Source organism: Bacteroides salyersiae WAL 10018 = DSM 18765 = JCM 12988, assembly GCF_000381365.1.
Taxonomy (GTDB): Bacteria; Bacteroidota; Bacteroidia; order Bacteroidales; family Bacteroidaceae; genus Bacteroides; species Bacteroides salyersiae.
Window position 1 is genome coordinate 794,752 of sequence record NZ_KB905467.1, and the last position, 11,905, is coordinate 806,656.

The window sequence follows — 11,905 nt, forward strand, 5'->3', positions numbered from 1 at the left end:
TTCCATCTTCCATCTCCCATTCTTTTTATACCTCCCAACATTTCCATCCCCGGTTGGCGCAGATGTAAACCACATAAGTACGTACTTTGTAGTTGGGGAAATGCCGCAGCGTATCCTCGGCATAACGATGCACCTGCTCCACATGTTCAGGCAGGGGCGCATCCGGTCCTAACATTTTTTCCGCCTCTTTTGCCTTGTAATATTTGAACTCTACCAAACGGTCGTCCGTGTAGTAATCCGTGCCCGGTATGCCGGTCATTTCGAAGTCGGCGCGTCCTTCCGAATTGTTCTGTTCGATGGCAAAGGTATAGCAACTGCTCAGATAGCGGGATACCAACTCGAAGAAAGAGCAACGGATGAAATTTTCATTAATCTTGTCGAACACCTGTGCAGGGAACTGGCCGAGGTATTGCTCGAAATAATTCTGGACAAGCGATTCAAAATCACGCTCTTGAGTGAACCGTTCGTAGACGGGGGCATAGCGCATGGCACCACCGTCTATACGGTTCAATACGTTGTAATAGTCCATGTAGATACTGCGCATGGTCAGGTTAGGCAACATCATGCGATAATCATTGAAAAGTGTCGTCATGCCTAAATAGAAAAGGTTGACGGGGTAGAAATTCTTGTCGAAGAACTTCTGCTTGTTGAATTTGCTGGAGAGGTCGGCCACGTTGTAGTATAATCCGTTGTCTATCACTAATGCATCCAGCATGGCTTTCGAGTTTTCCAGCGAGAGGGTGAGCCGTCGTAGCCAGCCGATGTCGGTGCGCAGGTTCTCGTCTATCATCTCTTCGGGAACTTCACCTTTATTGACTGCAAATTTCTTCAGGAAATACGTCAATATCGTTGCATTGAACAGCTTTTCCCCCTTGGGGCTGAAACGGTAACCGTCGTAGTTGTTGACGATGAGCTGCCATATTTCGTCGTAGCGTTCCTGGCTTCCGGTATACTTGTCGAGCACGTAGCGCAGATAAGCATCCGCTTCGGCATGGGTAAAGCCCAACATATTGATAAAATCGGATTCTAAAGTCAATATCTCGGCAATGTTATATCCACTGGTCAGGTCGTCCATCGTCACGGGCAGCACACCGGTGCAGAAACAGGTGCGGATACTGCCCTCGCCGATACCTTTTTTGATTACCTTGAAGAAGGTGCGCAGGAAGCTGTCGGCAGTGGTTACTTTCTCGTAGAGCGGATCATTGTAAGAGGTCAGCAACTGGTTGGTGAAGTTGTCGTATTCGTCTATCAGAATGTAAACCGGAGGGAGGTCATGGGCGCGGGCATATGCCAAGACTTCCTCGAGCATCTGTGTGGCATTTTCGCGAGTGGAAAACTGAAAGTCTCCGAAGAGGTCACGGTTGTGTGTCACCATGATTTCCACGGGGCCGCGGTTCAGAATATTAAAATTCTGTTCCAACCCCTCCATATTATCCGCCATCACCATTGCCGAGAAGTCATAGCGAATGATCATATAGCGGTTGTGTTCCGGTGTAGGATGGCTTCCGATGTATGTTCCTCCAAAGAGATCCTCAAACCGGTGGGCCAACGTGCGGTCATAATAATGCGCCAAGGTGGATACCAGCAGGCTCTTCCCGAAACGGCGGGGACGCAGGAACACAGGGGCATTATAGGCCTCGAGACGTGGAATGTAATCCGTCTTATCCACATAATAAAAGCCACGGTCGCGCAAATCGGCATAATTGGCCACGGCATAGGGAATCGTTATACTTGCTTGAATTTTCATATCCTATCACTCTTTGTTATGCTAACAGTTACAAAGTTACAAAAGTTTTTCGTTTCGGAGTTATGAATTTGCAGAATAATACGGGGGCTCTTCACGGGTTTCTCCTGTGGAACGATTCGGCAAGAAGCTTTTAATCGACATTGCTCTACCGGTCTCTACCGATGCCGACATTTCCCGACAATGCCGGGTGGCGGGTGTGGTATCTTTGTAGGGTAATCAGATTACAATTAATGTTTAACACTAAAAAAAGAAAAAGTAGTATGAGTAAAAGTGTGACGTATTCGGTAGTGCCGCGTAAGAACCTTTTGAAGAAGGATGAACCGGCGAAGTATTATGCCCAGGCTCAGGCCAGTGGCGATGTAGAGGTGAAAGAGATGGCAAAGCGCATCGAGAAGGCATGCACAGTGACACGTGCCGATGTGATGGCGGTATTGATCGCATTGGAAGATACCATTGTAGAGGGGCTCGAGAGAGGGGAGATCGTTCGTTTGGGAGAGATCGGCTCATTTCAGATCGGGCTGCGTGGCAAAGGTGCCGTGTCGGAAGAGGAGTATAGCGTATCGCTCATCCGGAAAGCGAAAGTGAATTTTCGTCCCGGAGTGGCTTTGACCGAAGTCTTGTCCGGGCTGAGTTTTGCCAAAGTGGGCAAATTGCCGTTGAAAAAGAAAGAAGAAGGCGGCAGCGGTGGCGATGGGGAAGGAGAGGATCCGGCAGCATAAATAATTATTCAATGTGCCAATATGTCAATGTACCAATAAAGGAATGCGACTGATGTGCTGATAAGGGGATATTCTGTTGTATGGTGCTACCGGTTGGCATGTCGCTTAATCGGTAAATTATTAAAAATAAAAAGAGTATGAAAAAGTGGAAAAAGATTTTAGAGTGGGTGATTGCGGTGTTGGTGTTTCTGCGGGGCGGAACCGGTGGGAAAGGGGAAAACGATGAGAGAGATTGATCTTATCGTGGTACATTGTTCCGCTACGCGGGAAGACCGTGACTTTACGGAGCATGATCTGGAAGTGTGCCATCGTCGCAGGGGATTCAATGGTGCCGGTTATCATTTCTATATCCGTAAGAATGGGGATATAAAAACTACCCGTTCGCTGGAGAAGATCGGGGCGCATGTAAAGGGATTCAATCAGAAAAGTATCGGCGTCTGTTATGAAGGTGGGCTGGATTGCCGTGGGCGGTCTAAGAATACGATGACGGTATGGCAGAGACATTCTCTGTATGTGCTGATACGGACGTTGCTGAAAGATTATCCCGGAAGCAGGGTGTGCGGACACCGGGACTTGTCTCCCGACTTGAATGGAAACGGTGAAATCGAACCTGAAGAATGGATTAAAGAGTGTCCCTGTTTTGATGTGATTGAATTTATGAATAATTACAAATTTGACGAAATTTAAAAATATGACTCTTTAAAGTGTTAAATATTTAACACTTTAAAGAGTTCTTTATTTGTTGTATATATGTAATTATTTATAAATTCTTAATTATTTCCTTTTTTCTTTCTGCTTTTCTCCATATCCATATCCATAACCATATCTTTTTCCGTAGCCATATTTATTCCCGTATCCATAATAATAACTGTGCTTTTTCTTTTTCATATCGATTCCGTTGATGACAATGGCCATTTCGGGTAACTTGTTTTCTTTTTTCAATTCATTGATCAATCCGAAATCGCTTTTATAAGAATAGTCGGCACGGCAGACATATACGGTGGCATTAGCAACGCGTGACATAATAAGGGTGTCGGTCACCATACCCACCGGGGCGGTATCCAATATCACATAATCAAATTCTTGAGATAGTTGTGTGATGGCTTTGTCCAGTGATGGGCGAGCCAATAACTCGGCAGGATTCGGAGGAACACTTCCGGAAGGCAGTATCTGCAAATTACTGCTGGCCTGGGTGGGCAAAAGTAAAGAGTGCAGATCGATACTGTCATCGGTCAGGAAAGAGGTGATACCTTTCAGATGTTTCTGTTCGAGACCGAAATACTCGGCCAGTTTCGGCTTGCGGATGTCGAGACCCACGATTACCACCCGTTTGCCCAAAAGGGCAAGGCTGACACCGAGATTGCATGAAACGAATGTTTTACCCTCGCCACTGATAGTGGAAGTGATTAAGATGACATTATTCTCTTTTTTTCCTAAGATGAACTGAAGATTGGTGCGCATACTACGGAATACTTCGGACATCATGTTGTTTTCGTTCTCTTTTACGACAATGGTTGAGCCGTTCTTCTCTGATTGGTAATCTGTGGGAACATCACAAAGGATAGGAATACGGGTCAGTTTCTCCACATCGGCATGACCTTCGATACGGAAACGGAAGAAGTTGACTAATGTAATGGCAACTATCGGTATCAACAGCCCGATAACGATGGCAATCATCCGGACCAGAGAGTAATTGGGGGCTATGGGGTGGTCGTTGGCTGTGGCGGCGTCTATGATCTTGGCATTGTCTGCCGTAGCTGCCAGAGCGATGGAGTTTTCTTCACGTTTTTGCAGCAACATCATGTAGAGTCCTGCCTTGATTTCTTGCTGGCGGGCAATACCGGTGAGCGCACGCTCCTGTGTAGGTGCTTGGTCGATGCGGTTGGAATACTTGCTTGCCTGACGGTCGATATCCTCTTTGGAAATCAGCAAACCTTTATAGACACTGTTGATGGCCGACCTGATGTTGGCACGCATGGCGCTGAGATCGCTGTTTTTGCGGATGATCACCGGATTGCTTTCCGATGAAGTACGGAGCAGGCGGTTGCGTTCCAGTATCATTTCATTATACTTGTTGATGAGGGCAGACAGGCTGACATCGTTTACTCCTACGTTGGAGGGGATTACGGCGTCCTGATTGGCTCGGTTGTCAATATAGTCGCGCAGGTATTCCATCAGGTTGAGTTGGGTTCCGATATCCATGCGTTTTTTCTCGTATTCGGAACTTTCCTGTACGAAAGTGTTTGCATCACTTATGCTGGTCAGCCCGGCGCTACGTTTGAAGTTTTCCAGTTCGGCTTCCGTACTCCCCAGTTCGCGGTTGATGATTACGATGCGCTCGTCGATGAACTCAGCCGTTTTGGTCGCTATCAGTTTCTTGTCATTATTGGCATCGAGGTTGTATACTTCAATGAGTTTGTTGACAAAATCTTCTCCCCGTTGCTTGTTGGTAGTTTGTATATTGATGTTGGCAATGGAAGTCGTGTTAGAAGTGCCGGCAATGCTCAGTGCCGCCAAATAAGCTTTTGCCATTTGAAGCGGAGGGGTGATTGTGATATAGATGGTTTCGTCGAATATCGGTTTGGTATTGGGACGTAACGACAGTGTCAGTCTGCCTGCCGGGGTATCCAGCAGGATCGGTAGTTGTTGGACGTGGGCTGCGATCTCTTCTCCGCCGATGTTCCCACTGATGTCCAGTGTGCTGTCCGGTTGCAGGACGACTTCAAAGTTGAATCCGGTTTTTAGTTTGTTGAGATCGGTAGCGGACATTTCAACGGCTATGGGGCTGTCCGTATAGAGATCCCGTGATCCGATATGTCCTTTGGTGGTATAAGTGGCATATATCTTCAAAGCGGTCACCGCCTGTTTGATGAGAGATTTTGAGCGGAGGATCTCCATCTCGTTTTCAATACTTCCGCTTGAAGAAAGGAAGCCCATGTCCTCAAGGGCGAGCATCTCACTGGCACGACTGCCTTTCTTGTCGTCTTTTATCATGACGGTGGCGCTGACATTGTATACCGGAGTGGCATAACGCAAATAGAACCATGCACCTGCCCAGCAAAGGACGACGGAAAGGATAAACCATTTCCAGTAGATGAAATAATTGAAAAGGAGATTTCTCAGTTCGTTCTTATTATCGGTTTCTTCAAAGGTATCTTCGGGAATAAACTCTTTCATGAATGATGATTTATAATTTATAATTTAGATTTATGAAGGGGGTAGGGTCATTTGAACAGGGCGACTGCCAGTGACGTTAATGATGTCAGCACCGAAAGGATACTTATCCATGGGGTGATGGCACTCATCTCAGAACTTCTTATTTTCGATTTTCTCGGTTCTACATACAGGATGTCGTTCTGTTGCAGATAATAATATGGAGAGGAGACGATACCCGGGTCTTTGAGGTCGAGCAGTACAATTTCTTTTCTGCCTTGCTCGTCTTCACGGAGTAGTTTCACGTTATTGCGTTTACCGTAAATGGTCATGTCACCTGCCATGGCAAGGGCTTCGAAGACATTTACTTTTTCATTGGCTACGGTGAACGTGTTTGGTTTGCCAACTTCACCCAATACGGAAAATTTATAGTTGACCATGCGTACGTTCACGATGGGTTCTTCTTTCAAAAAGGCTTTCAGACGTTCGCAGATCACTGTTTCGGCTGCTCCTTTGGTGAGTCCTCCGAGGTGGAGTTTGCCTAAAATGGGAAAATCGATATCCCCGTTGTTATCTACCAGATAAGTTTGTTGTGGCGTATTGCCGGTGCTGCCTGTTGTTGCCGGTGATTGCAGACTTCCGTTCAGATTGAACGGGGCGGCCAGTTCGGGTTCGGAGCAATGCACGGTAATGGTAAGCAGGTCTTTGGGCAGAATATGGGCATCATACAGGAAAGGTGGTTGTTCTGTGTATTTCAGGTATTCTCCATCCTGCATGTATGCAATATCTTTTTGGCTGCCGCATGAGCTGAGCAGTAAAAGAATTAGGGTGGGGAGGAATAGTGATTTAGTTAATTTCATAATCGGGTGTTGTTTTTTTATTGTTTTTCTTTTTGAGTTTCAGTCGCACGATATCCGACAGGTATTTCGGGGTGGAGACAAAGTTACGTTTCCACATTCTGCGGGGTTCTTTGATAAGCCGTCCCAACCATTCCAGTCCCATGGCGATCATCCATTGGGGAGGACGGGGAGTGGTGCCGCCGTAAAAGCCGAACACAGCTCCAATTCCGGAGATGAGACGGGCTTGGAGCAGATGGCGGTTGGCGGCAATCCACTTTTCTTGTTTTGGGGCTGTCATGCCGACAAATAATACATCGGGTTTGAATGCGTTTACGGCCGCTATCATCGCGGCTGTTTCTTCTTCAGAAAAACGGTCGCGGTAGGGAGGGCTATAAGTATTGACCCGGATATGAGGATGCTCTGCATGAATACGTTCGGTAATATGTGTCAGTGTGCGCTGTGAGGCTCCGAGATAAAAGACGGAACCGGCAACCTTATCGAGTTGCTGAAGTACGTGCCGGTGAAGGTCGGCACCGGCCATTTTGCGGATACGTATTCCGAAAAGCCAACGGACGGCGAATACAATGCCTGTACCGTCGGGGATAAGCGCATCACTTTGCAGAAGGGCTTTTTTGAATTCTGTATCCCGGTGGGAAGTTACCCATGAGTGCGGATTGATGGTATTCACCACCACTTGCCGTTTGGGGATGGAATCAAAGCGGTAGTTGGTGGTGACGGAGAAATCTCCCAAAGGGATGGATGGGGATTGCTCCGATATTTTATTAAGCTCAGAATTGCCTGCTATTCTTTTCCTCCGTTGGTTGAGATAGACGTTAAAAAGAACGCCTGTCATGAGGTCAATCGTTAATAGGATATTGATATTGAGCCGTTTGTACAGAGAAATGTTCAGTGCGGTAAGACACAAGGTCGTTACTGTTAAAATCAATGTGATTTTACGGTGACTGTAACCCAAATCAAGAAGTTTGTGATGGATATGGTTGCGGTCGGGGTTGAAAATCGGTTTTCCTTGACTGGCGCGTACACACATCACTCTGGCTGTGTCAAATAGAGGGACAAATAATACGGACCAGGCAATAATGATAGGAGGGATACTTGGTGCAGTATTGTTGGCGGATGTTTGCATGCTATAATATATGGCAAGAAAACTAAGCATATAGCCTAAGGTCAGAGAGCCGGTATCACCCATAAACAGTTTTCTTTTGGCAATGGTGTTGTAATACAGGAAAGGGATGAGGGTACCTGTGATGGCGAAAGCCAGAATAGAAGTAGTCCGGTTTCCTGCAATGAGTAGACTGCTACCCAAAATAACGGATGCTACAATACTGAGTGTTGCTGCCAGACCGTCTACTCCGTCAATGAGATTGAGAGAATTGATGATATAAACAGTTAGCAGTGTTGTAAACGGTATTCCAATATAAGGGGATAATTCATATATGCCCAATAAACCATAGAGGTTGTCAATATAAGTTCCGGAAGATATCAATAGAAGGGCAGATAAAATCTGGATGATGAATTTGTGGGAATATCGGACACCAATCAAATCGTCTTTAATACCTAACAATACTAAAGGAAGTGCTCCACATATCATGAAAGAAAGGCGGATAATGGATTGTGCTGAATAATTGATGAAATATTCAGTGGTATATATGGCTTGTAAACCAGATACCGAAAGGAAGCTGAGCATAATTACGGGAAAAAAAGTAATACCGGCAAGTCGGGGAATCGGGCTTTTATGGGATTTCCGCTTGTCAGGCATATCATATAGACGTTTTCTTCTGGATATTAGAAGAATACGAGGCAGCATAATGCTTTCAATAAAAATGGCAATAAAAAAAGAAGCTGCACAACATGTTATCACACCAAATGTAGAGTTTATTAGGCTATTCATTGTTTGTTTTCATATTGTTCTCTTACTTATTAGGTAAGGGAACGACTAATACTGAATGATTCGCCGAAAATTTATATTATGTTAATCTAGATGAGAGAATTTGGAGTGTTAGTGTTGTCTTAAGTCTCTATTGTAGATCCCTGATTGATGTATTATAGTAATGACATTAAACAATAAATTTATATCAGATCCAAATACTCTGATTGTTGTCTTTTCTATATTACATGTAATAGGATTCTACATAAGTGATTTAACTCACATATGTCACTAAAAAAACTTTAGGATTCAAAAATTATATAAAATCTTGCCGCGAATAATGAATTGTTAGTCGTTCCCTTACCTAATAAGTAAGAGACTTCTTTTTGGTAATATTTTTTCTTTTCGAAGTTACTGCCGAAATAACTTTTTTATTTGCATCGCTCATCGTTTTATTATCCAATGATTCCAGATAGACATAGGTTACTTTTTCCGAGGAATGTCCCATGCCCGTGCTGATGATTGAAACTGGAATGCCATTTTCGCGCGCAGTGCTTGCCCATGTATGGCGGGCTACATATGAAGTCAATTGCGGAGTTATTTTTATTAAGTCTGATATTCGGTGCAAATGTTTGTTGTAGAGCCGCAAGGCGCTTTTATATTGTCTGTATCCTGTTTCTCCTGTTGCTGTGAGTATGGGTAGCAGATAAGCGGAATCTTTGCATCTGCATGCGTAGCGTTTTATAATTTTGGCAGCACACTTTTCGATGGTGATATACAGTTGTTGTCCCGTTTTTTGGCGACGATAAATTAATATGTTTCCATTTACGTTGCTTTTGCGTAAATAGGCTAAATCGACAAATGGAATTCCCTGCAAATAGAAACTGAGTAGGAACATGTCACGGCTGAATTCTAATTGCGGACAATGGCTTAAGTCGGTTTCCAAAAGCTGGTTGATAAGGACTGGCTTTATAGCTCGTTTGGCTGTGGCGTCACATCCGACGAAAACATTCTCGAAAATTTCCTTGGTGTTCAGCGTGGCTACTCCGGCAGTGACAGCCTGGTTGAAAATAGATCGTAGCATGCGCATGTAAAGAGAAACTGTGTTGTCGAACAGCCCTTTTTGAAAAAGGTGCTGTTCGAACGCTTTTATGAGCTCTGGAGTGATCTTGTCAAAATGCATGTCGGGAGCATTGGTGAACAATTGCAACCGGTGCAGTGTGCTTAGATAGCTGTCGGCAGTGCTGTATCTGCCGGATAATTTTGCTTTTTTAATCAATGATTCTGTGAAGATTTGTATTTCCATTTTTTGGTTTTCTTTTTTTTATTTGTTCAATAAACAAAGTTTGTGCCTGGAATGATTTTAGTAGTTCAGATAATGGGCAGGTAAAGGTATGGTAAAAAAAAGAGCACTCTGCAATGCTTCTTCTATGATTTTATTTTGAATGACTGAATCGGCATTAACAAAAGAATCTGTAATTAGAGTGATGGATAATAGTATTTGCTGTTTTTTCGCAGGGTATTAATCATTTTAATGGAGAAATTATGGTAATAGCTTATTTAAGAGTAAGTACGGAAAAACAATTTTTAGCCAACCAGAAGGAGGAGATTTTAAGGTTCGCGGAAAAGAACGGGCTGAGTATTGACAAATGGTACACTGAGACAGTGAGTGGGAGTGTAAGTACAAAAGAACGGAAATTGGCACCGTTGCTGAGACAGATGAAACCCGGAGATACTCTCATCGTGACGGAAATTTCGAGGCTGAGCAGGACGCTACTGGAAATCATGACAATTCTGAATTCGTGCATCAAAAAACAGGTGGTGCTGTATAGCACGAAGGAGGGGTATGTGTTTCAGAATGATATAAATAGTAAAGTACTGGGATTTGCATTTGGGCTGATGGCCGAGATAGAGCGCAACCTTATATCGATGCGTACAAAAGAAGCATTGGCACGACGGAAGCAGGAGGGAATACCTTTGGGGAGGCGGAAAGGGGATAATCCGAAATTGCAGTTGCTGTATGAAAATAAGAGGTATATTCTGAAACAGGCGAGAAGTGGTGCCAAGCACGCGAAGCTGGCACGTGAGTTCGGGGTATCCCGTACTACCATGTTCCGCTTCTTAAAAGCTGAAGGAATGACGGCAACGGCCTGAATAAGTTAATTGATGCCGTTGGGCTGATTTAAAAATTGTGAACTGTGAATTTGTCTGGCTTGACACCGTACGACAATTCCCAGTTCACAATTCTTGATTTAAAAGTTTGTTTCGATTTCCTCCGGTATGATTTATATGATCGGGAGGAAAACAGAAACCGGTGCTTAATTATTGGCTCTTTTATGCAGATTCTTAAGTTCGAATGCGAGCATGAATCTGAAGAAACCGATAATAAGGAAGGTGAATGAAATCATATAGACCGCATACAATGCACCTACTGCCGGTTGCCACAAAATGAGCAGCGAACAGAGAATGGCAAGAATGCCGAAAGCCATGTACCATCCCCAATCGCGGGTGCCATACCGTTTGAGGTCCATCGAATAACCGGTGGCAGAGAAACCACGGAACATAAGCCAAAAGGCAATGAGGAACGGAATGATTTCCATGCTGACCATCGGGTAGGCCACGAGGTAAATGCCGATGATGAGGTCGATGATACCGCCGGCAAGATACCAGCCCCAACTGGATACATGCTTGTTGCTTATTGCAAAAAGGATTTCAAGAATACCACTGATCAGCATGGAAATACTGAAGACAATGCTCAGGGCTACGTAACTGCTTAGCGGAGCAAACATAAGGCATATCGCCACACCGATATACAAAATACCTAAAATAAGGGACATCCACCAGTTCTTGACTGAGTGCTCGATCCCATCGAATACTGTTTTCATACGAATGTTGTTTTATGAATTGATACTATAATTTTGTTAGGAAAGTAACAAATAAAGGTGGAAAAGGTTTTTTTTCTGTGAACCTATTGTGAATTTTAATTGTTGTATATTCAAACGGATGAAAATCCGGATTCTCTAAGAATAATAAATTATTAAATAGTAAATATCTTTATGGCAACAACAAATTTCAAAGGACAACCGGTAAAACTGATCGGTGAATTTATACAAGTAGGTAAAGTAGCTCCGGATTTCGAGCTGGTGAAAACTGATTTGTCTTCTTTCTCTCTGAAAGATCTGAAAGGCAAAAATGTGGTTCTTAATATTTTTCCGAGTCTTGACACAAGTGTATGTGCTACTTCGGTACGTAAGTTCAATAAGATGGCAGCCGGATTGAAAGATACGGTGGTGTTGGCTATCTCTAAAGACCTTCCGTTTGCACATGCTCGGTTCTGTACCACAGAAGGCATCGAAAATGTGGTTCCTCTGTCGGATTTCCGTTATTCGGATTTTGACGAAAGCTATGGTGTACGCATGGCCGATGGTCCGCTTGCAGGTTTGCTGGCGCGTTCGGTAGTGGTGATTGGCAAAGATGGCACGGTAGCTTATACGGAACTCGTGCCGGAGATTACTCAGGAGCCTGATTATGAGAAGGCATTAGCCGCCGTGAAAGAATAGAA

The 11,905-nt window shown here is 44.3% G+C and carries 10 protein-coding genes; 4 read left to right on the plus strand and 6 right to left on the minus strand.

What is annotated here, in order from left to right; all coding sequences use genetic code 11:
* Positions 1-25: 25 nt before the first annotated feature.
* A complete protein-coding gene (locus HMPREF1532_RS14590; RefSeq protein ID WP_005931051.1) occupies positions 26-1,747 on the minus strand; it encodes an ATP-binding protein in 1,722 nt (573 codons plus the stop codon).
* Positions 1,748-2,007: 260 nt separating this feature from the next.
* Here HMPREF1532_RS14590 and HMPREF1532_RS14595 point away from each other — a divergent pair, with 260 nt between their 5' ends.
* On the plus strand, positions 2,008-2,466 hold the full coding sequence (locus tag HMPREF1532_RS14595; protein ID WP_005931053.1) for an HU family DNA-binding protein: 459 nt from the start codon (positions 2,008-2,010) through the stop codon (positions 2,464-2,466).
* A 222-nt stretch (positions 2,467-2,688) separates the two neighbouring features.
* Entirely contained in the window at positions 2,689-3,153 is a 465-nt protein-coding gene (locus HMPREF1532_RS14600) for an N-acetylmuramoyl-L-alanine amidase (RefSeq protein ID WP_005931059.1), read from the plus strand.
* A gap of 87 nt (positions 3,154-3,240) precedes the next feature.
* Here HMPREF1532_RS14600 and HMPREF1532_RS14605 read toward each other — a convergent pair whose 3' ends face one another.
* The 4 genes from HMPREF1532_RS14605 to HMPREF1532_RS14620 all read right to left on the minus strand — a co-directional run bounded on the left by HMPREF1532_RS14605 (position 3,241) and on the right by HMPREF1532_RS14620 (position 9,649).
* On the minus strand, positions 3,241-5,643 hold the full coding sequence (locus tag HMPREF1532_RS14605) for a GumC family protein (protein ID WP_005931062.1): 2,403 nt from the start codon (positions 5,641-5,643) through the stop codon (positions 3,241-3,243).
* Positions 5,644-5,690: 47 nt separating this feature from the next.
* Positions 5,691-6,479, minus strand: a complete 789-nt coding sequence (locus tag HMPREF1532_RS14610) for a polysaccharide biosynthesis/export family protein (protein ID WP_005931065.1) — start codon at positions 6,477-6,479, stop codon at positions 5,691-5,693.
* Positions 6,466-8,235, minus strand: a complete 1,770-nt coding sequence (locus tag HMPREF1532_RS14615) for a WecB/TagA/CpsF family glycosyltransferase (RefSeq protein ID WP_005931067.1) — start codon at positions 8,233-8,235, stop codon at positions 6,466-6,468. Before HMPREF1532_RS14615 ends, HMPREF1532_RS14610 begins: the two co-directional genes overlap by 14 nt.
* Before the next feature lie 472 nt (positions 8,236-8,707).
* Positions 8,708-9,649 (minus strand): tyrosine-type recombinase/integrase, encoded by a 942-nt coding sequence (locus HMPREF1532_RS14620; RefSeq protein WP_005931069.1) that lies wholly within the window; start codon positions 9,647-9,649, stop codon positions 8,708-8,710.
* A gap of 239 nt (positions 9,650-9,888) precedes the next feature.
* Here HMPREF1532_RS14620 and HMPREF1532_RS14625 point away from each other — a divergent pair, with 239 nt between their 5' ends.
* On the plus strand, positions 9,889-10,497 hold the full coding sequence (locus HMPREF1532_RS14625) for a master DNA invertase Mpi family serine-type recombinase (protein WP_005931072.1): 609 nt from the start codon (positions 9,889-9,891) through the stop codon (positions 10,495-10,497).
* Positions 10,498-10,661: 164 nt separating this feature from the next.
* Here the strand turns inward: HMPREF1532_RS14625 and HMPREF1532_RS14630 are convergent, their stop codons facing one another.
* Positions 10,662-11,228, minus strand: coding sequence for an HdeD family acid-resistance protein (locus HMPREF1532_RS14630; RefSeq protein WP_005931075.1), 567 nt, complete (start codon positions 11,226-11,228; stop codon positions 10,662-10,664).
* Between the two features lie 171 nt (positions 11,229-11,399).
* On the opposite strand from HMPREF1532_RS14630, the gene tpx reads away from it, so the two are divergent.
* Positions 11,400-11,903 (plus strand): thiol peroxidase, encoded by a 504-nt coding sequence (tpx, locus tag HMPREF1532_RS14635; RefSeq protein ID WP_005931078.1) that lies wholly within the window; start codon positions 11,400-11,402, stop codon positions 11,901-11,903.
* The last annotated feature ends 2 nt before the right edge of the window (positions 11,904-11,905 follow it).